The organism is Pseudomonas crudilactis, assembly GCF_013433315.1.
Lineage (GTDB): Bacteria > Pseudomonadota > Gammaproteobacteria > Pseudomonadales > Pseudomonadaceae > Aquipseudomonas > Aquipseudomonas crudilactis.
This window is the reverse complement of record NZ_WXVV01000006.1, coordinates 221,106-247,161: the sequence shown is the minus strand read 5'-3', so window position 1 is coordinate 247,161 and position 26,056 is coordinate 221,106. Positions and strand designations below refer to the sequence as shown.

The following is a 26,056-nucleotide window of genomic DNA, read 5'->3' as shown; positions in this document are numbered from 1 at the left end:
CGAAATGGAAGTCGAAAATCCTGCACTCAGAGACTGCAAAACTGAAGTGGCTGGCCATGAGTTGACCTGCAAGACTGACCAGAGCGTCAAGCAAGTTACTGTCAAAGTGAAAAAGGTAGCCGTTTTCTTTATTGGCGGTGCTGGGGATAAAGAGGAGTATTATCAGAATGAACCTCCTCATCATAACGTGCAAAATGCGTGGAATCAGTTGTCGAACAGACTGTCTCCGGAACAAAAGCTCGACGTTAATTTACCTTATATAAGCTATAAGGATGTTCGCGGTGAGAAAGATATCGAGAAGTATGTAATACGCCCGTTAAAAGGTGATAAGACGGTTTATCTTGTGATTGTTGGTCATAGCCTTGGGGGGTGGAATGGTGCACATTTGACCTCGATTTTGAAAGAACGAGGTTATACAGTCAAGATGTTGGTAACACTCGATCCTGTTGGCGGTGGTACAGGTGTATGGATGTTCTCTGATATCTATTTTACGACGCCAAAGCCAGTGGCAGATTACTGGATAAATATATTGGCATCCCCCAAGGAAAAAGACGATTCAGATACTGTTGCCAGTTTGGGAGAGCGCTGGATCATGACATCTGGACCGAATATAAATGAGGCGGTCAGTGCGAATCACCGGCAAGCAGGTATGCTGTTCGCCTCCAAACTTCAAAGTGGAAAGTCTGCGTGCGATATAGTTTATGAGCGAGTGACTCAATATTTGGAATCGAAAAAATGATACGACTATTTGTTGTGCTGACGATGCTTCTATGTAGTTCTTGTGCCAATCGGCCGATTCTTCCTGATACCGAGATTGAATTCATTTCTGTCGCTACAGGGGGCGATAGTTTGTCTTGGAGTGTTCGCTTTAGTTCGAAGACCGATGTGTTGAATTTTTTTAAGGATGCGACGGGAGAAACACAGTTGGGTGAAACATTGTTTTGCTCTCTGGATAAAGAGCTTGAATTTGAAAGCTCCGATAAATTGACTAATTATTTTGTTGGTAATCTTGTTGAGGTTGACGCCGATAATTCTGGTTTAGACCATATTTATACGTCTAGATTGTCCGCAGTGAGAAAGGAGGATGAGGGCGTTTCAAATGTTTTCATGAGCGCGGAAGAACTGCTGGCATTATTAAATGAACGTAACGCCGTCTCTTGCAGAGTGTTTACCTCAGCTTACTCATTCGGGGGATACTATTCGAAGTCAATGCTGATTCCAGCAACTGACCTCGTACACGTCATTGAACAGCAGCGCGTGCAATGATTGCTTTATCCCATAATGTGGGATGCAAAATTACATATTGAGATTTCCAGCCTGAGAGGTCTATAGTCCATCGCACTCACTGCCAAAAACAAAACAGGTGAAGCGATGCTGGCGCAATTGATCGCGCTCGACTGGGGGACGACCTCATTACGTGCTTACAAACTCGCGGCGGGCGGTGTGGTGCTGGAGCAGCGCGCGCTGTCGTCCGGGATCATGCAACTGCCGAAGACTCCGCGAGTCATCAACGGTCGCGAATGCGCCGATGGTTTTGAACTGGCGTTCGACGAGGCCTGCGGCGACTGGCTCGAGGCGCAGCCGGATCTGCCGGTGATTGCTTGCGGCATGGTCGGCAGTGCGCAGGGCTGGCATGAAGCGGCCTACTGCGAGACGCCGGCGAACGTTGCCAATCTCGGAAACTCCCTACAAACAGTTATCAGCCTGCGTGGCGCCGTGGTGCATATCGTGCCGGGCGTGATCCAGCGTTCGCGTCTGCCGAATGTGATGCGTGGCGAAGAAACCCAAGTGCTCGGCGTGCTGCAGAATCTGCCGATTGAGGCAGGTGCCGATCTGTTGATCGGTCTGCCGGGCAGTCACTCGAAATGGGTCGACGTTGTCGATGGCCGCATCACCCATTTCGATACGTTCATGACCGGCGAAGTATTCGCCGTGCTCAGTGAACACAGCATCCTCGGTCGCACCCAAAAACACAGTGCGACATTCGACGGTCAGGCGTTTGACCGCGGCGTGCAGGTTGCGCAGTCGACAGATGGCGAACTCGGCGTGCTGTCGACCTTGTTCAGTGCTCGCACGCTGGGGCTGACCGGTGAATTGAGCCCGACCGCGCAGGCGGATTATCTGTCCGGCCTGATGATCGGCCATGAACTGGCGGCGCTCGCCACGGTTCAGCGGCGTCGCCGCAACAATCCGAATCTTCCTTCGATCATCCTCATTGGCAACGCGCAACTCTGTGCGCGCTACAGCCGTGCCCTCGATGCCTGCGGTTTCGCCAACGTAACGCTGGCCGAACAGGCCACCGAGCGTGGTTTGTGGCAACTGGCGCTGGCCGCCGGGCTGATCGATTCCTCATCCCGTTAACCCTGACTGGAGGCCTGACATGCTCAAGCAAGCATTGGCGCAAAACGGTCTGATCGCGATCCTGCGTGGCCTGCATCCGCAGGAAGCCGCCGCTGTCGGAGAAGTCCTGTATGCGGCCGGATTTCGCGTCATCGAAGTACCGCTCAATTCTCCTTTGCCGTACGAAAGTATCCGCATCCTGCGCAAGACCTTGCCCACCGATTGCCTGATCGGTGCCGGCACGGTGTTGACCCCGGAACAGGTCGGGTTGGTGAAAGAGGCCGGCGGCCAAGTGATTGTCATGCCGCACAGCGACGCCAAGGTCTTGCGCGCGGCAAAAGCGGCGGGGCTGTACTTATCGCCGGGTGTCGCCACGCCGACCGAAGCCTTCGCGGCGCTGGAGGAGGGCGCGGACATTCTCAAGCTGTTCCCGGCCGAGCAGATGGGCCCGGCGGTCGTCAAAGCCTGGCTTGCGGTGTTGCCGGCGGGGACGGTGCTGGCGCCGGTCGGCGGTATCACGCCGGACAACATGCAGGCGTTTATCGACGCTGGCGTGAAGGGTTTCGGTCTCGGCTCCGGTCTGTTCAAACCGGGCATGACGGCGGAGCAGGTGGCGGTGAATGCCAAGGCCTACGTGGCCGCGTGGAAGGCCCTTCGCTAAGACTTTTTTGGCGCTGCGTGCGCTACATCTATAAGAGAGACAAAAAGATGAAAATCACCAAACTCACCACCTTCATCGTCCCGCCGCGCTGGTGCTTTCTCAAGGTCGAAACCGACGAGGGCGTGACCGGTTGGGGCGAGCCTGTGGTCGAGGGCCGGGCGCACACCGTGGCCGCTGCCGTTGAGGAATTGTCCGACTACCTGATCGGCAAAGACCCACGCAACATCGAAGACATCTGGACCGTACTGTATCGCGGCGGTTTCTACCGTGGCGGCGCGATCCACATGAGCGCACTGGCCGGGATCGATCAGGCGCTGTGGGATATCAAGGGCAAGGCCCTCGGTGTGTCGGTGAGTGATCTGCTCGGTGGTCAGGTGCGTGACAAGATTCGCGTGTATTCGTGGATTGGCGGCGATCGTCCGGCCGATACCGCGCGTGCGGCGAAAGAGGCGGTGAGCCGTGGTTTTACTGCGGTGAAAATGAACGGCACCGAAGAACTGCAATTCCTCGATACCTTCGAGAAAGTCGATCTGGCGCTGGCCAACGTCGCCGCCGTGCGTGACGCGGTCGGGCCGAACGTCGGCATCGGTGTCGACTTCCATGGCCGCGTGCACAAGCCGATGGCCAAGGTACTGATGAAGGAACTCGACCCGTACAAACTGATGTTTATCGAAGAACCGGTGCTCAGCGAAAACTACGAAGCGCTGAAAGAGCTGGCGCCGCTGACCAGCACGCCGATTGCCCTCGGCGAGCGCTTGTTCTCGCGCTGGGACTTTAAACGCGTGTTGAGCGAAGGCTACGTCGACATCATCCAGCCGGACGCCTCGCACGCCGGCGGCATCACCGAAACCCGCAAGATCGCCAACATGGCCGAAGCCTACGACGTCGCGCTGGCGCTGCATTGCCCGCTGGGGCCGATTGCGCTGGCGGCGTGTTTACAACTGGACGCGGTTTGCTACAACGCGTTTATCCAGGAGCAAAGCCTGGGCATCCATTACAACGAAAGCAACGACTTGCTCGACTACGTGAAGGATCCACGGGTGTTCGATTACGACAAAGGTTTCGTGAAGATCCCGAACGGCCCGGGCCTGGGCATCGAGATCAACGAGGAATACGTGATCGAGCGCGGGGCGGTCGGCCACCGCTGGCGCAACCCGATCTGGCGTCATGCCGATGGCAGCTTTGCCGAGTGGTGATTTGTCTCTGACACACCACAACCCCCTGTGGGAGCGAGCTTGCTCGCGAATGCGGCAGGTCAGTCACATTGATGCCGGATGTGTCGCCGTCTTCGCGAGCAAGCTCGCTCCCACAGAGTGCAGTGCAGGCCTCAGGCCGACCTCAATAAACATAAAAAGAGGCTCTCCCCATGCAACCGCAAACCCTCACCGGGCAGGCGTCTTTAGTCACGCCTAGCCGCAAGCGGTTTTTCATCATGGTGTTGCTGTTTATCACTGTGGTCATCAACTATCTCGACCGCAGCAACCTGTCGATTGCCGCGCCGGCGCTGACCAGTGAGTTGGGCATCGATCCGATTCACGTCGGCCTGATCTTCTCCGCATTCGGCTGGACCTACGCCGCCATGCAGATCCCCGGCGGCTGGCTGGTTGATCGTGTGCCGCCGCGCATTCTGTACAGCGTCGCGTTGCTGCTGTGGTCGATTGCCACGGTGATGCTCGGTTTCGCGGCCAGTTTCATCGCGTTGTTTGTATTGCGTATGGCGGTCGGTGCGCTGGAAGCACCGGCGTATCCAATCAATAGCCGCGTGGTCACCACCTGGTTCCCCGAGCGTGAGCGCGCCACGGCGATTGGTTTTTACACGTCGGGGCAGTTCGTCGGTCTGGCATTCCTGACCCCGGTGCTGGCCTGGCTGCAACACGAATTCGGCTGGCACATGGTGTTCGTCGCCACCGGTGCGGTGGGCATCATCTGGGCTGCAATCTGGTACGCGGTCTATCGCGAACCACGGGATTTCAAAGGCGCTAACGACGCCGAAATCGACCTGATCCGCGAGGGCGGTGGTCTGGTCGATATTCAGCAGGAAACGGCCAAGGTCAAAGCCAAATTCAGCTGGACTGATCTCGGTATCGTCCTGACCAAGCGCAAATTGTGGGGCATCTACCTAGGCCAGTTCTGCCTGAACTCAACGTTGTGGTTTTTCCTGACGTGGTTCCCGACTTATCTGGTGAAGTATCGCGGCATGGACTTCATCAAGTCAGGCCTGCTGGCGTCGCTGCCGTTTCTCGCCGCGTTCGTTGGCGTGTTGTGTTCGGGGTTCTTTTCCGACTTCTTGATTCGTCGCGGCTACACCGTCGGGTTCGCGCGCAAGTTGCCGATCATTGGCGGACTGCTGATTTCCACTTCGATCATCGGTGCCAACTTTGTTGAGTCGACACCGCTGGTGATTGCCTTCCTGGCGCTGGCGTTCTTCGGCAACGGTCTGGCCTCGATCACCTGGTCGCTGGTGTCGACGCTGGCGCCGGCGCGTTTGCTCGGGCTGACCGGCGGGGTGTTCAACTTCATCGGTAACCTGTCGGCGATTGCCACGCCGATCGTGATTGGCTTCCTCGCCAGTGGCGATTCGTTCGCGCCGGCGATCACCTATATCGCGGTGCTCGCGTTGATCGGTGCCTTGTCCTACGTGCTGCTGGTCGGCAAGGTCGAGCGTATCGAGTTGTAGTGGTCTGCGTCGGGCGACCATAATGCCGCCCGTTCCCTCGCTCAACGGTAAAGGCTGGATATGCAGGAAGACGCTCCGGAAAAAACCAAGGACGCCGCGCCCACCGGCACGCAGACGCTATTGCGCGGCCTCGGCGTGGTGCAAGCGGTGGCCAGTGGCGCCCGCGATCTCAAGGAAATTGCCCGGCTGATCGGCACCACGCGCAGCACCACCCATCGTCTGGCCAGTTGTCTGGTCGATGAGCGCTACCTGCGCGTGGTGCCGCAAATCGGTTATCTGCTCGGGCCGAAGCTGATCGAACTGGGTTTCCAGGCGCGCGAAGAATTGCCGCTGGTGACCCTGGCCGCGCCTTATCTGGACGAGTTATCGGCGCTGACCGGTGACACCGTGCACTTGGGTATTCGTGAAGGCGACGAGGTGCTTTATCTGTTGAAGAATCCGGGGCGTAATGGCCCGGAAATGCGTTCGCGGGTCGGCCATCGCATGCCGCTGGCGCGCACCGGTATTGGTAAGGCATTGATGCTCGATGACTCACCGAAAGATTGGCAACGTCTGTACGACATCAGTCTGCCGGCAGGTGGGAAGAGTCAGTTCTGGCCGCAGCATCCTCAGCAGTCGTGGGAGCAGCTTGAGCAGCGTATGACCGAGTACGTCGCCGGGGGCTACGCCTTCGATCTGGAGGACAACGAACCGTCGATCCGCTGCGTGGCGGCGCCGATTCGGGATGCGAGCAAGGGCATCGTGGCGGCGATCAGTATCGCCAGCACCGTGCCGTACATGCCGCTGGAAAAAATGGCCGAGCTGATTCCCCTGATCAAAGGGGTCACAGCCCGGCTGTCGGCAGAGCTAGGCCTGAAGGTTTAAACCTTGAGCGTCGCCATGTCGATCACGAAACGGTACTTAACGTCGCCGGCGATCATGCGCGCGTAAGCCTCGTTGATCTGGCGGATGTCGAGCATTTCGATATCGCAGGTGATGTTGTGTTCGGCGCAGAAATCCAGCACTTCCTGGGTTTCAGCGACGCCACCGATCAACGAACCGGCCAATACGCGACGGCTCATCACCAGTTTGCCGGCGTGTACCGGCGGATCAACCGGTTCGATCAGACCGACCAGAATGTGCACGCCGTCAAAACGCAGGGTGTCGAGGTACGGGTTCAGATCGTGCTGCACCGGAATGGTGTCGAGCAGGAAGTCGAAGTAACCGGCCGCGGCTTTCATCTGTTCGGCGTTGGTGGAAACGATCACATGATCGGCACCCTGACGACGACCTTCTTCTGCCTTGCTCGCCGAGCGGGTGAACAGCGTCACTTCGGCGCCCATGGCTTTGGCGAACTTGATGCCCATGTGGCCCAGACCGCCCATGCCGAGAATCCCGACCTTGTCGCCAGCCTTGACGCCGTAGTGCTTGAGCGGCGAGTAGGTGGTGATGCCGGCACAGAGGATCGGCGCGGCGCTGGCGAGGGCTAGTTTTTCCGGGATGCGCACGACGAAGTGCTCGCTGACGACGATGCTGTCGGAATAACCGCCCATGGTGTTGCTGCCATCGACCCGATCCGGGGTGGCGTAGGTCATGGTCGGGCCTTCGAGGCAATATTGCTCAAGGTTCGACTGGCACGCTTCGCAGGTACGGCAGGAGTCGACCATGCAGCCAACGCCGACCAGATCGCCTACTTTGTGTTGAGTGACATTCGCACCGATCGCGGTGACTTTTCCGACGATCTCGTGGCCCGGCATCAACGGGTAAACGGCGATACCCCATTCGTTGCGCGCTTGGTGGATGTCGGAGTGGCAGACGCCGCAGTAAAGGATTTCGATCGCGACGTCATCGGCGCGCGGGCTGCGGCGTTCGAATTTCATCGGGGCGAGGGGAGTGGTGGCCGATTGGGCGGCATAGCCGATGGCGGTGTACATGTGAAACCTCGCAAAAGCAGTGACAGGGGAGGCGGCGCATTTTGGGCGTCGACTGACCGGTCGGCCATGACGATTCCTCCGGGTCTCATGCCTAATCCTCCGGCATACGGGTTTGATCGGTCGCATTGGCAAAAGGATCTGCGATGATGCTTTCATCCCCTATTTTCGTGATTTTTCGTGAAGAACAATTCGATGCAATTGACCCGTCATCTTGATGCCAATGCGCGGCTGGTTTCGCTGATCGAACCGCTGGCGCTGCGCGATGGTTATTCGCCGACCGGATTGCCCGGTGTGCAAGTATTGCGCGCCAGTTGCGACGTCGCCCGTGGCCCGCACATTTATGAACCGAGCCTGATGATCATCGCCCAGGGCAGCAAACTGGCGTTTCTCGGGCCACGCACCATGGAATACGGCGCCGGGCATTATCTGATTCAGGCGCTGCCGGTGCCGTTCGAATGTGAGACCTTCGCCTTGCCGGATGCGCCGTTGCTCGGCGTGTCGGTGGCGATTGATCGGGTGTTGCTCGGTGAGTTGGTGCTGGCCATGGGGCTGGCGCCGGGCCGGCATATTCCGGCGCAGACGCCGGAGTCGATGACCTCGGTGGTGCTCGACGATGACATGCGTGGCTGTGTCGAGCGCTTGCTGAGTTGCCTGCACGATCCGCTGGAATGCCAGATTCTCGGGCCGGCGCGGGTGCGGGAGTTGTTGTTCGTTGCATTGCGCGGGCCGCAGGCCGATGTATTACGCGCACTGGTCGAGCAGCAGGGGCAGTTCGCGCGGGTGGCGGCGTCGATCAGCCATCTGCATGCGCATTACACCGAGCCACTGAATGTCGAGACCCTGGCCGGTTGCGCGAACATGAGCGTGTCGACCTTTCATGAGCACTTCAAACGCAGCACGTTGTTGTCGCCGGTGCAGTATCTGAAGCGTTTGCGGTTGTTGAAGGCGCAGACGTTGCTGGTGGCGGAAGGGCTGGGTGTGGCGCAGGTGGCGCATCGGGTGGGGTATCAGAGTACTTCGCAGTTCAGCCGCGAGTACAAACGCTATTTCGAGCGCAGCCCGGGTGACGAGCGCGCTGCCTGAGGATTTTCACAATCCCTGTGGGAGCTGGCTTGCCAGCGATGAGGCCGGCACATTCAATATAGATGTCACCTGATCCACCGCCATCGCTGGCAAGCCAGCTCCCACAGGGAGTCAAGTGATGCAGTAAATTTGGGGCAACAAAAAGGCCCCCATTTCGGGAGCCTTGTTGTTCAGCGTTTCGACTTACATGTTCGGATAAGTCGGGCCGCCAGCGCCTTCCGGCGTAACCCAGGTGATGTTCTGCGAAGGGTCCTTGATGTCACAGGTCTTGCAGTGCACGCAGTTCTGGGCATTGATCTGGAAGCGCTTCTCGCCGTCTTCCTTGGTGATCACTTCGTACACGCCGGCCGGGCAATAGCGCTGTGCCGGCTCGTCGTACAGCGGCAGGTTCTTGCTGATCGGAATGCTTGGATCAGTCAGCTTCAAGTGGCAAGGCTGTTCTTCTTCATGGTTGGTACCGGAGATGAACACCGAGCTGAGCTTGTCGAAGCTGAGTTTGCCGTCCGGCTTCGGATAATCGATCTTCTTGCAGTCGGCCGCGAGCTTGAGGCAGGCGTAGTCCGGCTTGGTGTCGTGCAGGGTGAACGGCAGTTTGCCGCCGAAGATGTTCTGGTCCAGCCAGTTGAAACCGCCGCCGACGATGGCGCCGAACTTGTGGATCGCCGGGCCGAAGTTACGGCTGGCGAACAGTTCGTCGTAGAGCCAGCTCTTCTTGAACGCGTCGACGTAAGTGGTCAGTTCTTCAGTGCCGTCCTTTTCCGCGAACAATGCGTCAGCCACCGATTCAGCGGCGAGCATCCCCGACTTCATCGCGGTGTGGCTGCCTTTGATCTTGGCGAAGTTCAGGGTGCCGAGGTCGCAACCGATCAGCGCGCCGCCCTTGAAAACCATCTTCGGCAGCGAGTTCAGGCCACCTTTGCAGATCGCGCGGGCGCCGTAGCTGATGCGCTTGCCGCCTTCCAGGTACTGCGCCAGCACCGGGTGATGCTTGAGGCGCTGGAATTCGTCGAATGGCGACAGGTACGTGTTGCTGTAGGACAGGTCGACGATCAGACCGACCACCACCTGGTTGTTTTCCAGGTGATACAGGAACGAGCCACCGGTGTTCTCGGTGCCCATGATGTCCAGTGGCCAACCGGCGGTGTGGACTACCAGACCTGGCTGGTGTTTGGCCGGGTCGATTTCCCAGATTTCTTTCAGGCCGATGCCGTAGTGCTGGGCGTCGGCATCGCTGTCGAGGTTGTAGCGCTTGATCAGTTGCTTGCCGATGTGGCCACGGCAGCCTTCGGCGAACAGCGTGTATTTGCCACGCAGCTCCATGCCCGGGGTGTACAGGCCTTCTTTCGGATTGCCTTCGCGGTCGACGCCGAGATCACCGGTGATGATCCCGCGCACCACGCCTTGCTCGTCGATCAGCGCTTCCTGAGCGGCGAAACCCGGGTAGATTTCTACGCCAAGGTTCTCGGCCTGCTGGGCGAGCCAGCGGCACAGGTTGCCGAGGGAAATAATGTAGTTGCCTTCGTTGTGCATGGTCTTGGGCACAAAGAAGTCTGGAATTTTTTGCGCGTTTTCGGCGTTTTTCAGCACGAAAATATCGTCGCGGGTGACTGGCGTGTTCAGCGGCGCGCCGAGTTCTTTCCAGTCCGGGAACAGTTCGTTCAGAGCGCGTGGTTCGAACACGGCACCGGACAGGATGTGTGCGCCGACTTCGGAGCCTTTTTCGACCACGCAGACGCTGATTTCCTTACCGGCTTCGGCGGCCTTCTGCTTCAGACGGCAGGCGGCGGACAGGCCAGCGGGGCCGGCACCGACGATGACCACGTCGAATTCCATGTATTCGCGTTCCACAGGCTATCTCCTACTCAAGGCTCAACAGTTTTTTTTCTAATTTGGAGGTTTGATGTCGCATCCGCTATTCCTTTACGTTAACGTCAAGGGGAATATTGGAGAACAGACCTTTCTCTCTAGGCGGCGCATTATATCTACACCACTCCGAGCGTCCAATACAAACGTTTGTTTGAATCGGCTCCAGCCCAGAGAAATCAAAGAAGCGCGGCTTATGAATGGTCATTTTGCTGTATTGACCGGAATAGGCGTTCCGGTCAAGATACGGGCGGTTTTGCGCTCGCCGTAGGCAGACTGGCGGTTTCAAGAGCACGTCTAAAGACAGGGCACAGGTGGTAGAGAGTGCTGCGCAGCGCAGTCTGGCGCGCAGTTTACACAGCGTGAGGATCAATGACTTGTCGGTCACCACTGACGAACGGTCGCACCCCCTGCACATTGTGGAATCACTTCGCACCCCGGTCGGCGTTTTTAGAGGTGCCCTTTTAGCCTGATGAGCATCAACCGCCAGGTTCGCCTAGGCGACTTTCTTTTCACCGGAGAGTAACGAGGAATCCATGAAGGTTCTTGTAGCTGTCAAACGCGTTGTGGATTACAACGTCAAGGTTCGCGTCAAGGCGGACAATTCCGGCGTCGATCTCGCCAACGTCAAGATGTCGATGAACCCGTTCTGCGAAATCGCAGTGGAAGAAGCCGTACGCCTGAAAGAGAAAGGTGTTGCGACTGAAATCGTCGTCGTCTCCATCGGCCCGACCACCGCTCAGGAACAGCTGCGTACCGCACTGGCTCTGGGTGCCGACCGTGCCATCCTCGTCGAATCCGCTGAAGATCTGACCTCGCTCGCCGTGGCCAAGCTGCTCAAGGCTGTGGTCGACAAGGAACAGCCGCAGCTGGTGATCCTCGGCAAACAGGCCATCGACAGCGACAACAACCAGACCGGCCAGATGCTTGCTGCACTGAGCGGCTACGGTCAGGGCACGTTCGCCTCGAAAGTCGAAGTCTCCGGCGACAGCGTTGCCGTGACTCGCGAAATCGACGGCGGCGCGCAGACGGTTTCGCTGAAACTGCCAGCGATCGTCACCACCGACCTGCGTTTGAACGAGCCGCGCTACGCGTCCCTGCCAAACATCATGAAAGCCAAGAAGAAGCCTCTCGAAGTGCTGACTCCGGACGCTTTGGGCGTTTCCACCGCCTCCACCAACAAGACCCTGAAAGTCGAAGCGCCGGCTGCACGCAGCGCAGGCATCAAGGTCAAGTCGGTGGCTGAACTGGTCGAGAAACTGAAAAACGAAGCGAAGGTAATCTAAAAATGACTATCTTGGTAATCGCTGAACACGACAACAAAGTGCTGGCCCCGGCCACACTGAACACCGTGGCTGCTGCGGCCAAAATCGGCGGCGACATCCACGTTCTGGTTGCAGGCCAAGGCGCTGGCGCCGTGGCTGAAGCCGCGGCGAAAATCGCTGGCGTGAGCAAAGTCCTCAACGCTGACAACGCCGCTTACGCGCATCAGCTGCCGGAAAACGTTGCTCCGCTGGTTGCAGAGCTGGGCGCTGGTTACAGCCACATCCTGGCCGCCGCCACCTCCAACGGCAAAAACATCCTGCCGCGCGTTGCTGCGCAGCTGGACGTTGACCAGATCTCCGAGATCATCTCGGTCGAAAGCGCTGATACCTTCAAGCGTCCGATCTACGCCGGTAACGCCATCGCTACCGTGCAGTCGACCGCTGCAATCAAAGTGATCACCGTGCGTGCAACCGGTTTCGACCCGGTTGCCGCTGAAGGTGGTTCGGCTGCTGTTGAAGCTGTTGGTGCTGCGCACGACGCGGGCACTTCGAGCTTCGTTGGCGAAGAGCTGGCCAAGTCTGACCGTCCAGAGCTGACCGCTGCCAAGATCGTCGTTTCCGGCGGCCGCGGCATGCAGAACGGCGACAACTTCAAACACCTGTACGCCCTGGCCGACAAGCTGGGCGCTGCCGTTGGTGCTTCGCGCGCTGCGGTCGACGCAGGTTTCGTACCGAACGATATGCAGGTCGGTCAGACCGGCAAGATCGTTGCGCCGCAGCTGTACATCGCCGTCGGTATCTCCGGCGCGATCCAGCACTTGGCTGGTATGAAAGATTCCAAAGTGATCGTTGCGATCAACAAGGACGAAGAAGCGCCGATCTTCCAGGTGGCCGATTACGGTCTCGTGGCGGATCTGTTCGAAGCCGTACCTGAGCTGGAGAAGCTGGTCTAATCCAGCGGCTTCACTTATAAAGAGCCCGACCTTTTGGTCGGGCTTTTTTTTTGTCTCGGATTTGAGTGGGAGCATGTTGCCATGGATCTGCGCTGCGGATGGTTGATGGGATTGGCCCTGTTACCAGGTTTGGCTATGGCCGCTGGCAAATGCGAGCGCCTCGTCGTCACCGGCAGCCCGGATGCGCCGCCGTACCTGTGGCAAGACCCGCAAAACCCCAAGCAACTGATCGGCGCCAGCGCTGACCTGTTGCAACAAGTCGCCAAAGACCTCGGCATAAAGGTCGAATTGCTCTACGCCGGAAAGCGTTCGCAAGCCCTCGACGAAGTTCGCAGCGGGCGCATGGACATGCTCGCCGACGCGCCGCTGTCCTTCAATGAACTGGAAAACCTCGACTACATCCATCCGCCGCTGCTGGAAAACGACTATCTGGTGTGGACGCGCAAAGGCTCGACCCTGGTCTACAGCGAAGCCAAGGATCTGCACGGCCACACAGGTGCGCTGTCGGAAAAGTCTCGAATCACCCAGGCATTCGGCACTTTCGCCGAGCAGAATCTGACCCTGACCCGGACAGCCAACCTCACTCAGGCCTTTCAGAAACTGCTCCTCGGTGAAGTCGAATATGTACTCGCCGGCCGTTACTCAGGCATGGCCGCCGCGCAGGCATTGGGCATGGCCACTGACCTGCTGGCCTTTGAGCAACCGATCGACCGGCCGGGGCTGTTTCTTGCGGTTTCGCATAACTCGGCGTGCAACGATCCGTGGTTGCGCGGACAGCTAGCCAAAAAGATGACAGAATTGCCCGCGTCCGGACTGACGGAAGCCGCGCTGCAACGCAACATCGAGCGCTGGAAGGCGCAGCAGCAACAGCCGCAACAACCTGTCAGTGCCCCAAAACAGTAGGGATTCTTAGTGAGTATTCGACCTCTTTTCGCGGCTGTGGCCGTTCTGGCTCTGGCCGGTTGCGCAACCGATCCGGCACCCAATGAACAAATGCGCCTGACCGAGCAAGCCATCACCCAGGCCAAAGCTGTTGGCGCCACCGCCGACGAAGTGCCGGAAATGAAACTGGCCGAAACCAAGTACAACCGCGCCAAAGGCAACATGGCTGACGAGTCCTACCGCAATGCGCGCATGCGTTCCGAGCAAGCGGAACTGGATGCCCGTCTGGCCGAAGCCAAAGTGCTGACGCAAAAAAGTGAAGAACAGGTGAATGTGCTCAACACCCGCATCGTCCGTCTGCGCAAGCAACTGGGAGATGCCCAATGAGCCTCAAGTCGAAAATTCTCGGCGGTCTGATCCTCGCCGGTTGCGCCAGCCTGTACGGCTGCGCCGGGCAACACAGCGAATCTGCTCTGCAAGAAGCCAGTGCTGACTTCCAGAAGGTCAAGGAAGACTCCAACGTGCTGCGCATCGCGCCGAAAGACGTGATCCGTGCCGGTGAGTCGCTGGCCCGTGCCGATCGCCTGTCGACCTACTGGGGCAGCGGTTCGGACGTGGTGCATTACGCCTACCTGAGCCAGCGCTACAGTGAAATCGCCCGTGAGCACACCAATCAGGTGCTCAACGAAGAGCGCGCGGCCAAGCTCGAACTGGAGCGTCAGCGCCTGCAACTGGCCCTGCGTGAGTCGAAATTGCTGAGCGTGCAGCAGCAGGGTAAATGGCTCGAAGAGCAGATCGTCGCACTGGCCACCACGCAGACTGATCGCGGTCTGGTGATGACCCTCGGCGATGTGTTGTTCGACACCGGTGAAGCCGAGTTGAAAAACTCGGCCAATCGCGTGGTGCTGAAGATTGTGCAGTTCCTGCAACTGAACCCGAAACGCGTGGTGCGCATCGAGGGCTACACCGACAGCACCGGCGGCAAACAGGAAAACCTCAAACTGTCCCGTGACCGCGCACAATCGGTGGCGGACGTGCTGATGGACCTGGGCATCGACGACAAACGCATTCAGGTCGAAGGCTACGGCGACGAATACCCGGTGGACGCCAACGCTTCCGAGCGTGGGCGCGCACAGAACCGTCGGGTTGAAATCGTCTTTTCCGACGAAAAAGGCCAGCTCGGCGCCGCCCGTTAAGGGTTGCGTCTCTGGAAAGCCCGGGCTGTCATGCAGTGCCGGGCTTTTTTACGTCTGTCGAATGGCCCACAAATCAGTACAGTCAGGGGCAGACACCGCACTGTATGGTCGAGTAATGTGGCAACTGTCCCAGTACACTTCTAAACTGTTCCGGTATTGTTTCGCACAAGAATAAAATGCCCGTGAAATCGAGTGCTGCGTCATGACCAATCTCTTGCTCTACCAACGTATTGCTCAGCAACTGGCCGAAGACATCCGCCGTGGTGTCTATCAACCGGGGGAGCGCGTGCCTTCGGTGCGCAAGATGAGTTCGCAGCTCAACGTCAGCCATGCGACGGTGTTGCAGGCCTACGCCAATCTCGAAGATCAGGGCTTGATCCGCGCACGTCCACAGTCTGGTTATTACGTACACCAGACGCCTGCGTTGACCGCACCGACGCCGGACATTGCCCGGGTCGAAAGGCCGGGGCTGGTCACCCGCAGCAGCATCATTCAACAGGTTCTGGTCGAATCACGCCGCGAAGGCGTGTTTCCGCTCGGCGCCGCCGTGCCAAGTGTCGATTACTTGCCGGTGCGCGCACTGCATCAGCAACTGGCCAAGGTCACACGTTTCCATAGCCCGCGTGCCTTCAGCTACATGTTCAGCCCGGGTTTTGAACCGCTGCGCCGGCAAGTGGCGATCCGTATGCGCGACGCCGGTGTGGTGGTCGACCCGTCGGAGGTGGTGATCACCCACGGTTGTGTCGATGCCTTGCAGATGTCGTTGCGCGTGCTGACCCGGCCGGGCGATCTGATCGCCGCCGAATCGCCAACCTATTACGGTTTGCTGCAACTGGCCGATCTGCTTGGCCTGAAAGTTATCGAGATTCCGAGCGATCCCGCCACCGGCATGAGCCTCGAGGCCCTGCAACTGGCCGCCAACCAATGGTCGATCAAAGCGCTGGTGCTGACCACGCGCCTGAGCAATCCGCTGGGCGGCACCATGCCCGAAGAGCGGCAGAAACAGTTGCTGCGGCTGGCCTCGGATTTCGACATCCAGATCGTCGAAGATGACATCTATGGCGAACTGATGTTCGAGCAAGGCAAAACCAAGGCGCTCAAGGCTTATGACCGACTGGACCGGGTGATCTACTGCTCGAGTTTTTCCAAGACTTTGTCGCCCGGTGTGCGCATCGGTTGGATGATTGCTGGCAAGTACCAGCAGGAAATCCAGCGCTTGCAGACCTTCAGCACCCACTCGGCGTGCAGCGTCACGCAGATGGCGATTGCCGCTTATCTGGAAAACGGCGGCTATGACCGGCATTTACGGTACATCCGCCAGGAGTACCGGAAAAACCTCAGCGCCTTCCAGTTGGCGGTGCAGCAGTACTTCCCCGAAGGCACGCAAATGACCCGGCCCACCGGCGGTTTCATCCTCTGGGTGAGTTTGCCGGGCAGGGTCAATACGCAAGAATTGCATGTCCGCGCCTTGCAACAGGGCATCAGCATCGCGCCGGGGCTGATCTTCAGTAATACCGAGCAGTTCAACCACTGTATCCGCCTGAACTGCGGCATTCCGTGGAACCGCGAGGCGGAGCGGGCGTTGATGACCCTGGGGTTGCTGGCGACGCAACTGTGTCAGGAAACCGCTGGCGGATTCTGAACGAGCGGTGGGTGATGCTTGTCTTGTGGCGTCCAACAAGCGAGCATATGGCCCTCTGCCGTTAGTGTCGTTGGGTCCATGAAAGCGATTTTTCCTGCTGCTTGGGTTTTGCTGGGTTTACTGATGATCGGTCATGCGCCTGGGGTGATGGCTGCTGCGGTTCAGGAAAAACCGGCTGCGACGAGTCCCGCTAATAAGGCCACGGCTGCGCAGAAGGCAGTCCCCGCGAAAAAAACCCAGCAAAAAGTCATCAAGAAGCGCAAGCCGATCGCCTCCAAATCGAAATCTGCCAGCGAAGTGGTGAAAGCCAAATTGCCGCCAGCAAAACTCGATTTGAGCTTGCCCAAGGACATGGTCCAGGAATTGAAGCCCAAGGGCGCTGTTGAATTGCCCAAGCGCGAGCCAATCCTGCCGCAGATGTTTGGCGAGAAAAACAGCGGATTCCAGCTCAATGGCCGCTTGCTCAACAATGAAATGCAGTTGCAACTGCGCAACGAAGACCGTCGGGAAATCGAAGGTGCGGCGCTGGATTTCGAATTCAAGCAGTAAATTCAGGCCATCTGTGACCCGCAGACCAGACGCTTTGTCGGAGACTGGTCAGTCATATTCAGTAATCGGCAGAAACCCCGGTTCAGGCAATTTAAAACAGCTGTTTTAGCGGTTACTCTGTTCCGCGTCCCTTTTACACATCGCCCGTCGCGAGGAATTGTTCGTCATGAAATGCCGTGAAGGCTGTGGCGCTTGCTGCATCGCCCCCTCCATCAGTTCGCCGATTCCCGGCATGCCTGATGGCAAACCTGCCGGCGAACGTTGCGTGCAGCTTTCGGTCGAAAACCTGTGCAGCATTTTCGGCCGTCCGGAGCGCCCGCCGGTCTGTTCCGGCTTCGCTGCGGATGTCGAGGTCTGTGGCAGCAGCTCGGAAGAAGCGATCAGGCTGATCGGCTGGTGGGAGCAAATGACGGCGGCGTGATGTGTCAAACGAACGGAACTTCAACAATAAGGAATAAGACTATGGGTTCGCTGCATCGTATCGCTGTGTTGTGTGGTTTGACCGCTGTGCTGGCCACGTCCGTTGCGCAGGCTGAAGACTGGAAGGTTGCCAAGAACGAGGACGGCATCAAGGTGTCCCTCAGTGAAGTGCCGGGTTCGGACTACAAGTCCTACCAGGGCGTCGCACTGATGAAAACCACCGTCGCCAAACTGCGCGCACTGCAGGAAGACGTCGCTGGCGCCTGCGCCTGGATTCACGAGTGCAAGACCCAGAAACTGCTCAAACACGAAGGCGACAAGAGCTGGACCTATAGCCAGTTCAATACGCCTTGGCCGGTAACTCCGCGTGACTCGGTGATCGAAGTCACCACCGTCGAAGGCGCCGACGGCAGCCTGACCCGCAACCTCAAGGGTCTGCCGACGTACGTTCCTGAAGAAAAAGGCTTTGTCCGCGTGCAGCAGGTCAAAGGCTTCTGGAAGTTCGTACCGAAGGGCGACCAGGTTGAAGTCACTTATCAAGTGCACACCGAGCCGGGCGGCAGCGTGCCGGCAATGGTTGCCAACAAGTTCGTCGTCGATGCGCCGTTCAACACCTTGAAAGCTCTGAAAGAACGCGCCGAGAAGTAATCGGCCCGCTTTCAACGAAACGCCTCGAACAAGTCGGGGCGTTTTGTTTTGTATCTATATTGTGTTTCCAGATATGCGTTGCACGAAATTTTCACAAAGTGTTCCAGACAATTCGCCCGCGCTGTTTGCACGCTGCCATAAATGAAAGTGTCTGGCGGCGGGGCAGTAATCAATGGCAATGGTGCGGGTGATCGTGCAACATTTGCGCACCGCGCAAGCTCCGGGGTCTGGAATGACCAATAGAGGGCATGGCGCCGCTGTATTTTTGCAACTTCAACTTCCAATGGGTCCTAAAACGACATGGCAAACCCGGACGCCCTGAATCAGCAGCGATCTTCTGCTCGCCTGCTGCAACCGACCGTCAAATCGCATCTGGCCTACACGCTGCTTTGCGCGCTGGTCATGATGGTGATGTTTTCCGTGCTGCGCCTCGCGCTGCTGGTCTACAACCGCGAGATGATCCTCGACACCCCGGCTTCGACGTTCCTTGAAGCCTTCGCCAACGGCCTGCGTTTCGACCTGCGTCTGGTGGTTTACGTGTGCATTCCGCTGGTGCTGGCGCTGTTCAGTGCCCGCGCCATGGCTGCGCGCGGTTTCTTCCGTCTGTGGCTGACGATCGCATCGAGCATTGCGCTGTTTCTCGGCCTGATGGAGATGGACTTCTACCGCGAGTTCCACCAGCGCCTCAACGGTCTGGTGTTCCAGTACGTGAAAGAAGACCCGAAAACCGTGATGAGCATGCTCTGGTACGGTTTCCCGGTCGTTCGGTATCTGCTGGCGTGGGTCATCGGCACCGTTATTCTGACCCTGGCGTTCAAAGGCGCCGACCGTGCCACCCGTCCACGCGGACCGTTCAGCGGCGGCAGCGTCAGCAGCCGCCAAATAGCGCCGTGGTACACCCGTCTTGCGGTGTTCGTGGTCTGCTTGCTGATCTGCGTGGTTGCCGCTCGTGGCACTCTGCGTCAAGGCCCGCCAATGCGTTGGGGTGACGTGTACACCACCGATTCCAACTTCGCCAACCAGCTCGGCCTCAACGCCACGCTGTCGCTGATCGAGGCCGCCAAGTCCCGTATGGGCGAGGATCGCAACAACATCTGGAAAGCCACGTTGCCGCAAGAACAAGCGCAGAAGATCGTGCGCGACATGCTGCTGATGCCAGACGAAAAACTGGTCGATGCCGATATTGCCGCCGTGCGCCGTGATTACACGCCGCCGGCCGACAAGACCCTGCCGATCAAGAACGTCGTCGTGATCCTGATGGAAAGCATGGCCGGTCACTCGGTCGGTGCGTTGGGCGCACCAGGCAACATCACGCCATACCTGGACAAGCTGTCGAAGGAAGGCCTGCTGTTCGACCGCTTCTTCTCCAACGGCACACATACCCATCAGGGCATGTTCGCGACCATGGCCTGCTTCCCCAACCTGCCAGGTTTCGAATACCTGATGCAGACCCCGGAAGGTAGCCACAAGCTGTCCGGTCTGCCGCAGGTGCTCAGCGCCCGTAACTACGACGACGTGTACGTCTACAACGGCGACTTCGCCTGGGACAACCAGTCGGGCTTCTTCAGCAACCAGGGCATGACCAACTTCGTTGGCCGTAATGACTTCGTCAACCCGGTGTTCTCCGATCCGACCTGGGGCGTGTCCGACCAGGACATGTTCGACCGTGGTTTGCAGGAGTTGAAGGCGCGGGAAAACGGCAAGCCGTTCTACGCGCTGCTGCAAACCCTGTCCAACCACACACCGTATGCCTTGCCAACGCCGTTGCCGGTCGAGCGCGTAACCGATCGTGGCTCGCTCAACGAGCACCTGACCGCCATGCGTTACTCGGACTGGGCGCTGGGTCAGTTCTTCGAGAAGGCGCGCAAAGAGCCGTACTTCAAGGAAACCCTGTTCGTTATCGTCGGTGACCACGGTTTCGGCAACGAGCGCCAGATCACCGAAATGGACCTGGGCCGCTTCAACGTGCCGATGCTGATGATTGCGCCGGGCATCCAGGAGAAATTCGGTACCCGTGACCACACTGTCGGCACTCAGATCGACATTGTGCCGACCATCATGGGCCGTCTCGGTGGCGAAGTGCGTCATCAGTGCTGGGGTCGCGACTTGCTCAACCTGCCGGAAGGCGACACCGGTTTCGGTGTGATCAAGCCGTCGGGCAGCGAGCAGACCACTGCCATCGTCACCGCTGACCAGATTCTGGTATTGCCGAGAGACAAGGACATGGGTCCGAAAATGTGGCAGTACCAGTTGGGTGCCAACCCGCATGCCGAAGTCGTTCCGAATGCACCGCGCACTGCCGAGTTGAAACTCAAACTGGAAGCGTTCTTGCAAACGGCGACCAAGAGCCTGATGGACAACACCGCCGGTGTGATTCACGGCAAGCCGGATTGATCGCTTGTCGATGATAAAATCCGCGCAATAAAGAAGAGGCCCTGAACAGGGCCTCTTTTTTTACGCTTGAATCGTTATATCCGACCCAGTAACAGCAGCACCAACAGCACCACCAACACCACGCCGATAATGCCCGAAGGACCATAACCCCAACTTCTGGAGTGCGGGAAGACCGGCAGACCACCGATCAGCAACAGGATCAGGATAATGATTAGAATTGTGCCCATGTCGATTTCCTTGTTGATAGTGTTCGAGAAGTCTTGGTATTCAAGGGCGACTGGAGACTAAGTAATTCCAGACGGCTTACAAATTCCGACCGGTGCGCATGAAAGAAAATTCAATGTTTTTTTAATGTATTTGGATCGCAGACTTATTTCCTATTTTTCCTCTCGTCTAGTTCAGAACCCAGACCATTTTCGGGAATCCAACGCGCCACGGTTTGCCCTCACCATTCAGCAATCTGATGGAGCGTGGGCGCGCGCGGATCCTTCGCTACACTCGGCGCATCTTCCCCGGAACAACAAGGCTGTGTGCTATGCAAAATCGCATGATGATCACTGGTGCGGGCTCGGGCCTGGGTCGCGAAATCGCGCTGCGCTGGGCGCGTGAAGGCTGGCAACTGGCCTTGTCCGACGTCAGTGAACCCGGCCTGCAGGAAACCCTGAAAATGGTCCGCGAGGCGGGCGGTGACGGTTTTGTTCAGCGCTGCGATGTGCGTGATTACAGCCAGCTCACCGCATTCGCCCAAGCCTGCGAAGAGAAACTGGGTGGCATCGACATCATCGTCAACAACGCCGGTGTTGCGTCGGGCGGGTTCTTCAGCGAGCTGTCGCTGGAAGACTGGGACTGGCAGATCGCGATCAACCTGATGGGCGTGGTCAAGGGCTGCAAAGCGTTTCTGCCGCTGCTTGAGCAAAGCAAAGGCAAAATCATCAACATCGCCTCCATGGCCGCACTGATGCAAGGCCCGGCGATGAGTAATTACAACGTGGCCAAGGCTGGCGTGGTTGCACTTTCGGAAAGTCTGTTGATTGAACTGGCGCAGCAGGAAGTCGGTGTGCATGTGGTTTGCCCGTCATTCTTCCAGACCAATCTGCTCGACTCTTTCCGTGGCCCGACACCGGCGATGAAGGCGCAAGTGGGCAAGTTGCTGGAAAGTTCGCCGATCACCGCGGCGGATATCGCCGACTACATCTATCAGCAAGTAGCGGCCGGCGAATTCATGATCCTGCCCCACGAACAAGGGCGCATGGCCTGGGCGATCAAGCAGAAAAATCCGCAACTGCTCTATAACGAAATGACTTCAATGGCCGAAAAAATGCGCGCCAAAGCCAAACAGAACAACGGCTGACCTTGCCCGTTGTCGGCGGCGTCGTTAGGGTGGCCGCAATGGTCACCCTGTCGAGACGCGTCAATGCTCAATTACTTGTGGTTTTTCCTCGCGGCGCTGTTTGAAATCGCCGGTTGTTTCGCCTTCTTCATGTGGCTGCGTCAAGGCAAAAGTGCGTTGTGGGTGATTCCTGCGCTGCTCAGTCTGACCTTGTTCGCACTGTTGTTGACCCGCGTCGAAGCCAACTACGCCGGACGTGCCTATGCCGCTTATGGCGGGATCTACATCGTTGCGTCGATTGGCTGGCTGATGGTAGTCGAGCGGGTACGCCCATTGGGATCTGACTGGGTCGGCGTGGCGTTGTGCGTGATCGGCGCCAGCGTGATTCTGTTCGGGCCGCGGTTTTCGGCGGCCTGACGGCTATTTGTCGGAAACGTCTGACGGCTCGATGCGAGTATGGGTGTAAGGCAAAACTGATTTGCTCGCCGCGCATTGTAGAGCCGCTGCAAGCCGCGCATCTTCAGGGTTCGCTAACCCTGAAGGACGAATCTCATGCTTGTACTCAGCCGTGTCGTTGGTGAGTTGATTTCAATCGGTGACGATATTTCCCTGCGCGTGCTGTCGGTAAACGGCTCCAGCGTGCGCTTTGGCGTCGAGGCCCCGCAAAAGGTCAATGTGCACCGCGCGGAGGTCTATGACCGGATCAAGCGCAAACAGGCCACTGAAAAGCTGCGCTGAAGCGTTCAGTCGAACAGATGCTTGGGCACATCGTGCTTGAGCATCAACTGGCACTGCTCGCTTTCCGGGTCGAAGACGATCAGCGCCTGGCCTTTGGTCAAGGCCTGACGCACGCGCAGTACACGGGTTTCCAGCGGCGTGTCATCGCCGTTGTCGGTGCCGTCGCGGGTGACGAAATCTTCGATGAGGCGGGTGAGGGTGTCGACTTCAAGCGCGTCGTAGGGAATGAGCATGGGCACCTCGGTCAAATCAATGGCGAGATGCTACGGCGATTGCCGGTTGGCTGCCAGTTTTGTGTTGCCTGTACCTACGCCATCGCGAGCAGGCTCACTCCTACAGGGGAACGCATTCCAAAGGTAGGCCTTCGCCTGCTCGCGATAGCGGTATTCCAAACAACGATGATCTAACTATCGTTACGCTGCCCCACCAGACTGTCCACCGACGGCACCCGCGTATCGCTCTCCATCTGCGTGTCATGTTCAATCTGATGACTGAAGCGATCCAGCGAAGCATTGGCCGGCGCCGCATCGCTGGCAAACACCGGCGGGCTCAGAATATAAGCGCCGAGCAAGCGACTGAGCGCCGCCAGACTGTCGATGTGCGTACGCTCATAACCATGGGTCGCGTCACAGCCAAAAGCGAGCAGGGCAGTGCGGATGTCGTGGCCGGCCGTCACCGCCGAATGCGCATCGCTGAAGTAATAGCGGAACAGGTCGCGGCGCACCGGCAATTCGTTTTCACCGGCCAGGCGCAACAAATGCCGCGACAAGTGATAGTCGTACGGTCCGCCGGAATCCTGCATCGCCACACTCACCGCATGCTCGCTGGAGTGCTGCCCCGGTGCGACCGGCGCGATGTCGATGCCGACAAATTCACTGACGTCCCAAGGCAATGCCGCTGCCGCGCCACTGCCGGTTTCCTCGGTAATGGTGAACAGCGGATGGCAGTCGATCATCAGTTCCTGGCCGCTGTCGACGATGGCTTTAAGTGCCGCGAGCAGTGCCGCAACCCCGGCCTTGTCATCGAGGTGACGGGCGCTGATATGGCCGCTTTCGGTGAACTCCGGCAACGGATCGAATGCCACCACGTCACCGATGCTGATGCCCAGTGAGTCGCAGTCAGCCTTGGTCGCACAGTAGGCGTCCAGACGCAGTTCGACGTGATCCCAACTGATCGGCATTTCATCGACGGCAGTGTTGAAGGCATGCCCTGAGGCCATTAGCGGCAAGACACTGCCGCGAATCACGCCGTTGTCGGTAAACAGGCTGACGCGACTGCCCTCGGCAAAACGGCTCGACCAGCAGCCGACCGGGGCGAGGGTCAGGCGCCCGTTGTCTTTGATCGCACGAACGGCGGCGCCGATGGTGTCCAGATGCGCCGAAACAGCGCGGTCGGGGCTGTTCTTCTTGCCTTTGAGCGTGGCGCGAATGGTCCCGCGCCGGGTCATTTCGAACGGGATGCCGAGTTCTTCCAGACGCTCGGCGACGTAACGCACGATGGTGTCGGTGAACCCGGTAGGGCTGGGAATGGCGAGCATTTCCAGGAGGACTTTTTGCAGGTAGTTGAGATCCGGTTCGGGGATTTGCGTGGTCATGGAAACTCCTGATGGGTTGAGCACACCGATGGTTTCGATGAGGAGAATTTGTGGTGCATGATGCGGCCCTTTCGCGAGCAAGCTCGCTCCCACATTTGGAATGTATTCCCCTGTGGGAGTGAGCTTGCTCGCGAAGGCGTCAGTAGAATCGCTGCATGATCAAAGTACAGCCGGCTGACTGTGCGGAAACAACAAATCGACAAAGCGCTCCGCCGTTGGCTGTGGCTCATGGTTGGCCAACCCGGCGCGTTCGTTGGCCTCGATAAACACGTACTCCGGCTGATCCGCCGCCGGCACCATCAAGTCGAGGCCGACCATTGGAATATCCAGCGCCCGCGCCGCCCTTACCGCTGCATCGACCAGCGTCGGGTGCAGAATCGCCGTGACATCTTCCAGCGTGCCGCCGGTGTGCAGATTGGCCGTACGGCGCACAAACAGATGCTCGCCGGCTGGCAGAATGCTGCTGTAGTCATAACCCGCCGCATGCAAAGTGCGCTGGGTTTCGTGATCCAGCGGAATCTTGCTCTCGCCGCTGGTGGCCGCTTGCCGACGGCGGCTCTGCGCCTCGATCAACGCGCCCACTGAATGCTGACCGTCGCCGACCACTTCTGCCGGTTTGCGAATCGCCGCTGCAACCACTTCAAAGCCAATCACCAGAATCCGCAGATCGAGGCCTTCGTGGAAGCTTTCGAGCAGCACGCGGCTATCAAATTGCTTCGCCGTTTCGATGGCTTGCTGCACCTCTTCGATGCTTTGCAAATCCACGGCCACGCCTTGGCCCTGTTCACCGTCGAGCGGCTTGACCACCACCCGTTGATGCTCATCGAGAAAGGCCAGGTTATCGTCGGCATTGCCCGCCAGTTGCTGCGAGGGCAGATTCAACCCGGCACCTTTCAGCACTTTGTGCGTCAGGCTTTTGTCCTGACATAGGCTCATGCTGATCGCGCTGGTCAGGTCGCTCAGCGATTCTCGGCAACGCACGCGACGGCCACCATGGCTGAGGGTGAACAGCCCGGCGTCGGCATCGTCGACCTGCACATCGATACCGCGCCGATGGGCTTCTTCAACGATGATCCGCGCATACGGATTGAACTGCGCCTCCGGGCCGGGGCCGAGAAACAGCGGCTGATTGATGCCGTTCTTGCGTTTGATGGCGAAGGTCGACAGATTGCGAAAACCGAGCTTGGCGTAGAGGTTTTTCGCCTGACGGTTGTCGTGCAACACCGACAGGTCGAGATAGCTCAGACCGCGACTCATGAAGTGCTCGATCAGGTGCCGCACCAGCACTTCACCGACACCCGGGCGCGAGCATTGCGGATCAACCGCCAGGCACCACAGGCTGCTGCCGTTTTCCGGGTCGTTGAAGGCTTTTTGATGGTTCAGGCCCATGACGCTGCCGATCACCGCGCCGCTGTCTTCATCCTCGGCCAGCCAGTACACCGGGCCGCCCTGATGATGCGGTGTCAGTCGCGTGGCATCGATCGGCAACATGCCGCGCGCCTGGTACAACTGATTGATCGCCTGCCAATCCGCTTCGCTTTGCGCGCGGCGAATACGGAAGCCGCGAAACACTCGGGTCGCCTGTCGGTAATCGCTGAACCACAGGCGCAAGGTGTCGGACGGGTCGAGAAACAATTGCGTTGGCTCCAGGCCGAGAATCTGCTGCGGCGCGGCGACGTACAGCGCGATGTCGCGCTCGCCGGGCTGCTCTTTGAGCAGTTCCTGCGCCAGCGATGCTGGGTCGGGAAACGTGTGGCCGATCAGCAAGCGGCCCCAGCCGCAATGCAGCGCAATCGGGTCGGCGGCCAGCGTGCTGCCGTCTTCGGCCAGACGTGCCTGCAAGCGTTCATAGGACGGTGTCTGACCGCGTAGCAGCCGCTGGTTGATGGCCGTGGCGTGGGGTTTCAT

The 26,056-nt window shown here is 58.6% G+C and carries 27 protein-coding genes; 21 read left to right on the top strand and 6 right to left on the bottom strand.

The features are described from left to right. The first annotated feature begins 4 nt into the window (after positions 1–4). The 7 genes from GTU76_RS09220 to GTU76_RS09190 all read left to right on the top strand — a co-directional run bounded on the left by GTU76_RS09220 (position 5) and on the right by GTU76_RS09190 (position 6,542). Complete coding sequence (locus tag GTU76_RS09220; protein ID WP_077574055.1) at positions 5–739, top strand: alpha/beta hydrolase family protein; 735 nt, start codon at positions 5–7, stop codon at positions 737–739. Continuing rightward, positions 736–1,266: a hypothetical protein gene (locus tag GTU76_RS09215; RefSeq protein WP_016986004.1), complete on the top strand. Its 531-nt coding sequence runs from the start codon at positions 736–738 to the stop codon at positions 1,264–1,266. The genes GTU76_RS09220 and GTU76_RS09215 overlap by 4 nt, the downstream gene beginning before the upstream one ends. Before the next feature lie 105 nt (positions 1,267–1,371). After that, positions 1,372–2,361: a 2-dehydro-3-deoxygalactonokinase gene (locus GTU76_RS09210; RefSeq protein ID WP_180698476.1), complete on the top strand. Its 990-nt coding sequence runs from the start codon at positions 1,372–1,374 to the stop codon at positions 2,359–2,361. Positions 2,362–2,380: 19 nt separating this feature from the next. Continuing rightward, on the top strand, positions 2,381–3,001 hold the full coding sequence (locus tag GTU76_RS09205) for a 2-dehydro-3-deoxy-6-phosphogalactonate aldolase (protein WP_175553518.1): 621 nt from the start codon (positions 2,381–2,383) through the stop codon (positions 2,999–3,001). A gap of 47 nt (positions 3,002–3,048) precedes the next feature. Next, a complete protein-coding gene (gene dgoD / locus GTU76_RS09200; RefSeq protein ID WP_180698475.1) occupies positions 3,049–4,197 on the top strand; it encodes a galactonate dehydratase in 1,149 nt (382 codons plus the stop codon). A 170-nt stretch (positions 4,198–4,367) separates the two neighbouring features. Further along, entirely contained in the window at positions 4,368–5,678 is a 1,311-nt protein-coding gene (locus GTU76_RS09195; RefSeq protein WP_180698474.1) for an MFS transporter, read from the top strand. A gap of 60 nt (positions 5,679–5,738) precedes the next feature. Next, positions 5,739–6,542, top strand: coding sequence for an IclR family transcriptional regulator (locus GTU76_RS09190; protein WP_122592123.1), 804 nt, complete (start codon positions 5,739–5,741; stop codon positions 6,540–6,542). Here GTU76_RS09190 and GTU76_RS09185 read toward each other — a convergent pair. Then, on the bottom strand, positions 6,539–7,591 hold the full coding sequence (locus GTU76_RS09185) for an NAD(P)-dependent alcohol dehydrogenase (RefSeq protein ID WP_095120551.1): 1,053 nt from the start codon (positions 7,589–7,591) through the stop codon (positions 6,539–6,541). The two genes, GTU76_RS09190 and GTU76_RS09185, sit on opposite strands and share 4 nt — an antisense overlap. A gap of 192 nt (positions 7,592–7,783) precedes the next feature. Here GTU76_RS09185 and GTU76_RS09180 point away from each other — a divergent pair, with 192 nt between their 5' ends. Next, positions 7,784–8,674, top strand: a complete 891-nt coding sequence (locus GTU76_RS09180) for an AraC family transcriptional regulator (RefSeq protein WP_008085522.1) — start codon at positions 7,784–7,786, stop codon at positions 8,672–8,674. 183 nt (positions 8,675–8,857) lie between these two features. On the opposite strand, the gene GTU76_RS09175 is transcribed toward GTU76_RS09180, so the two are convergent. Then, a complete protein-coding gene (locus GTU76_RS09175) occupies positions 8,858–10,522 on the bottom strand; it encodes an electron transfer flavoprotein-ubiquinone oxidoreductase (protein WP_016985998.1) in 1,665 nt (554 codons plus the stop codon). 551 nt (positions 10,523–11,073) lie between these two features. On the opposite strand from GTU76_RS09175, the gene GTU76_RS09170 reads away from it, so the two are divergent. The 10 genes from GTU76_RS09170 (at position 11,074) to GTU76_RS09125 (ending at position 20,486) form a co-directional block, all read left to right on the top strand. Next, positions 11,074–11,823 carry an electron transfer flavoprotein subunit beta/FixA family protein gene (locus tag GTU76_RS09170; RefSeq protein ID WP_007908338.1) on the top strand — a complete coding sequence of 250 codons (750 nt, stop codon included), beginning with the start codon at positions 11,074–11,076 and terminating at the stop codon, positions 11,821–11,823. Between the two features lie 2 nt (positions 11,824–11,825). Then, the gene (locus tag GTU76_RS09165; protein WP_007908340.1) at positions 11,826–12,755 is read left to right on the top strand and encodes an electron transfer flavoprotein subunit alpha/FixB family protein; all 930 of its coding nucleotides are present in this window, start codon (positions 11,826–11,828) and stop codon (positions 12,753–12,755) included. 81 nt (positions 12,756–12,836) lie between these two features. Continuing rightward, entirely contained in the window at positions 12,837–13,658 is an 822-nt protein-coding gene (locus GTU76_RS09160; RefSeq protein ID WP_180698473.1) for a substrate-binding periplasmic protein, read from the top strand. Positions 13,659–13,667: 9 nt separating this feature from the next. Beyond that, complete coding sequence (locus GTU76_RS09155; RefSeq protein ID WP_016985996.1) at positions 13,668–14,024, top strand: DUF4398 domain-containing protein; 357 nt, start codon at positions 13,668–13,670, stop codon at positions 14,022–14,024. Continuing rightward, positions 14,021–14,833, top strand: coding sequence for an OmpA family protein (locus GTU76_RS09150; RefSeq protein WP_016985995.1), 813 nt, complete (start codon positions 14,021–14,023; stop codon positions 14,831–14,833). The genes GTU76_RS09155 and GTU76_RS09150 overlap by 4 nt, the downstream gene beginning before the upstream one ends. A gap of 202 nt (positions 14,834–15,035) precedes the next feature. Then, positions 15,036–16,475 (top strand): aminotransferase-like domain-containing protein, encoded by a 1,440-nt coding sequence (locus GTU76_RS09145; RefSeq protein WP_016985994.1) that lies wholly within the window; start codon positions 15,036–15,038, stop codon positions 16,473–16,475. A 78-nt stretch (positions 16,476–16,553) separates the two neighbouring features. Beyond that, entirely contained in the window at positions 16,554–17,024 is a 471-nt protein-coding gene (locus tag GTU76_RS09140; RefSeq protein ID WP_180698472.1) for a translation initiation factor 2, read from the top strand. Positions 17,025–17,190: 166 nt separating this feature from the next. After that, positions 17,191–17,445, top strand: a complete 255-nt coding sequence (locus GTU76_RS09135; RefSeq protein WP_150706512.1) for a YkgJ family cysteine cluster protein — start codon at positions 17,191–17,193, stop codon at positions 17,443–17,445. A 41-nt stretch (positions 17,446–17,486) separates the two neighbouring features. Beyond that, complete coding sequence (locus GTU76_RS09130; RefSeq protein ID WP_122597194.1) at positions 17,487–18,092, top strand: START domain-containing protein; 606 nt, start codon at positions 17,487–17,489, stop codon at positions 18,090–18,092. A 300-nt stretch (positions 18,093–18,392) separates the two neighbouring features. Beyond that, positions 18,393–20,486 carry an LTA synthase family protein gene (locus tag GTU76_RS09125; RefSeq protein WP_180698471.1) on the top strand — a complete coding sequence of 698 codons (2,094 nt, stop codon included), beginning with the start codon at positions 18,393–18,395 and terminating at the stop codon, positions 20,484–20,486. A 74-nt stretch (positions 20,487–20,560) separates the two neighbouring features. Here the strand turns inward: GTU76_RS09125 and GTU76_RS09120 are convergent, their stop codons facing one another. Further along, positions 20,561–20,719 carry a DUF3309 family protein gene (locus GTU76_RS09120; protein ID WP_169432680.1) on the bottom strand — a complete coding sequence of 53 codons (159 nt, stop codon included), beginning with the start codon at positions 20,717–20,719 and terminating at the stop codon, positions 20,561–20,563. A 302-nt stretch (positions 20,720–21,021) separates the two neighbouring features. Here GTU76_RS09120 and GTU76_RS09115 point away from each other — a divergent pair, with 302 nt between their 5' ends. From GTU76_RS09115 to csrA, 3 genes are all read left to right on the top strand, one after another. Next, positions 21,022–21,837 carry an SDR family oxidoreductase gene (locus GTU76_RS09115; RefSeq protein ID WP_077574042.1) on the top strand — a complete coding sequence of 272 codons (816 nt, stop codon included), beginning with the start codon at positions 21,022–21,024 and terminating at the stop codon, positions 21,835–21,837. Between the two features lie 63 nt (positions 21,838–21,900). Then, positions 21,901–22,233 (top strand): YnfA family protein, encoded by a 333-nt coding sequence (locus GTU76_RS09110; protein WP_180698470.1) that lies wholly within the window; start codon positions 21,901–21,903, stop codon positions 22,231–22,233. A gap of 135 nt (positions 22,234–22,368) precedes the next feature. Beyond that, positions 22,369–22,554 (top strand): carbon storage regulator CsrA, encoded by a 186-nt coding sequence (gene csrA, locus GTU76_RS09105; protein WP_007908359.1) that lies wholly within the window; start codon positions 22,369–22,371, stop codon positions 22,552–22,554. A 5-nt stretch (positions 22,555–22,559) separates the two neighbouring features. On the opposite strand, the gene GTU76_RS09100 is transcribed toward csrA, so the two are convergent. The 3 genes from GTU76_RS09100 to ngg all read right to left on the bottom strand — a co-directional run bounded on the left by GTU76_RS09100 (position 22,560) and on the right by ngg (position 26,056). Continuing rightward, a complete protein-coding gene (locus GTU76_RS09100) occupies positions 22,560–22,787 on the bottom strand; it encodes a YheU family protein (protein ID WP_003192759.1) in 228 nt (75 codons plus the stop codon). Positions 22,788–22,957: 170 nt separating this feature from the next. Further along, positions 22,958–24,148: an osmoprotectant NAGGN system M42 family peptidase gene (locus GTU76_RS09095; RefSeq protein ID WP_016985987.1), complete on the bottom strand. Its 1,191-nt coding sequence runs from the start codon at positions 24,146–24,148 to the stop codon at positions 22,958–22,960. Positions 24,149–24,307: 159 nt separating this feature from the next. Beyond that, positions 24,308–26,056: an N-acetylglutaminylglutamine synthetase gene (gene ngg, locus GTU76_RS09090; RefSeq protein ID WP_180698469.1), complete on the bottom strand. Its 1,749-nt coding sequence runs from the start codon at positions 26,054–26,056 to the stop codon at positions 24,308–24,310.

What these genes read in the sequence shown, in the direction of transcription:
- GTU76_RS09210 (WP_180698476.1), top strand. Translation starts at nt 1,372, where the DNA reads ATGCTGGCGCAATTGATCGCGCTCGACTGGGGGACGACCTCATTACGT.
- GTU76_RS09095 (WP_016985987.1), bottom strand. Translation starts at nt 24,148, where the DNA reads ATGACCACGCAAATCCCCGAACCGGATCTCAACTACCTGCAAAAAGTC.
- GTU76_RS09130 (WP_122597194.1), top strand. Translation starts at nt 17,487, where the DNA reads ATGGGTTCGCTGCATCGTATCGCTGTGTTGTGTGGTTTGACCGCTGTG.
- GTU76_RS09195 (WP_180698474.1), top strand. Translation starts at nt 4,368, where the DNA reads ATGCAACCGCAAACCCTCACCGGGCAGGCGTCTTTAGTCACGCCTAGC.
- GTU76_RS09100 (WP_003192759.1), bottom strand. Translation starts at nt 22,787, where the DNA reads ATGCTCATTCCCTACGACGCGCTTGAAGTCGACACCCTCACCCGCCTC.
- GTU76_RS09125 (WP_180698471.1), top strand. Translation starts at nt 18,393, where the DNA reads ATGGCAAACCCGGACGCCCTGAATCAGCAGCGATCTTCTGCTCGCCTG.
- GTU76_RS09135 (WP_150706512.1), top strand. Translation starts at nt 17,191, where the DNA reads ATGAAATGCCGTGAAGGCTGTGGCGCTTGCTGCATCGCCCCCTCCATC.
- GTU76_RS09215 (WP_016986004.1), top strand. Translation starts at nt 736, where the DNA reads ATGATACGACTATTTGTTGTGCTGACGATGCTTCTATGTAGTTCTTGT.
- GTU76_RS09150 (WP_016985995.1), top strand. Translation starts at nt 14,021, where the DNA reads ATGAGCCTCAAGTCGAAAATTCTCGGCGGTCTGATCCTCGCCGGTTGC.
- GTU76_RS09180 (WP_008085522.1), top strand. Translation starts at nt 7,784, where the DNA reads ATGCAATTGACCCGTCATCTTGATGCCAATGCGCGGCTGGTTTCGCTG.
- GTU76_RS09185 (WP_095120551.1), bottom strand. Translation starts at nt 7,591, where the DNA reads ATGTACACCGCCATCGGCTATGCCGCCCAATCGGCCACCACTCCCCTC.
- GTU76_RS09170 (WP_007908338.1), top strand. Translation starts at nt 11,074, where the DNA reads ATGAAGGTTCTTGTAGCTGTCAAACGCGTTGTGGATTACAACGTCAAG.
- csrA (WP_007908359.1), top strand. Translation starts at nt 22,369, where the DNA reads ATGCTTGTACTCAGCCGTGTCGTTGGTGAGTTGATTTCAATCGGTGAC.
- GTU76_RS09110 (WP_180698470.1), top strand. Translation starts at nt 21,901, where the DNA reads ATGCTCAATTACTTGTGGTTTTTCCTCGCGGCGCTGTTTGAAATCGCC.
- GTU76_RS09165 (WP_007908340.1), top strand. Translation starts at nt 11,826, where the DNA reads ATGACTATCTTGGTAATCGCTGAACACGACAACAAAGTGCTGGCCCCG.
- GTU76_RS09145 (WP_016985994.1), top strand. Translation starts at nt 15,036, where the DNA reads ATGACCAATCTCTTGCTCTACCAACGTATTGCTCAGCAACTGGCCGAA.
- GTU76_RS09190 (WP_122592123.1), top strand. Translation starts at nt 5,739, where the DNA reads ATGCAGGAAGACGCTCCGGAAAAAACCAAGGACGCCGCGCCCACCGGC.
- ngg (WP_180698469.1), bottom strand. Translation starts at nt 26,056, where the DNA reads ATGAAACCCCACGCCACGGCCATCAACCAGCGGCTGCTACGCGGTCAG.
- dgoD (WP_180698475.1), top strand. Translation starts at nt 3,049, where the DNA reads ATGAAAATCACCAAACTCACCACCTTCATCGTCCCGCCGCGCTGGTGC.
- GTU76_RS09160 (WP_180698473.1), top strand. Translation starts at nt 12,837, where the DNA reads ATGGATCTGCGCTGCGGATGGTTGATGGGATTGGCCCTGTTACCAGGT.
- GTU76_RS09140 (WP_180698472.1), top strand. Translation starts at nt 16,554, where the DNA reads ATGAAAGCGATTTTTCCTGCTGCTTGGGTTTTGCTGGGTTTACTGATG.
- GTU76_RS09220 (WP_077574055.1), top strand. Translation starts at nt 5, where the DNA reads ATGGAAGTCGAAAATCCTGCACTCAGAGACTGCAAAACTGAAGTGGCT.
- GTU76_RS09115 (WP_077574042.1), top strand. Translation starts at nt 21,022, where the DNA reads ATGCAAAATCGCATGATGATCACTGGTGCGGGCTCGGGCCTGGGTCGC.
- GTU76_RS09205 (WP_175553518.1), top strand. Translation starts at nt 2,381, where the DNA reads ATGCTCAAGCAAGCATTGGCGCAAAACGGTCTGATCGCGATCCTGCGT.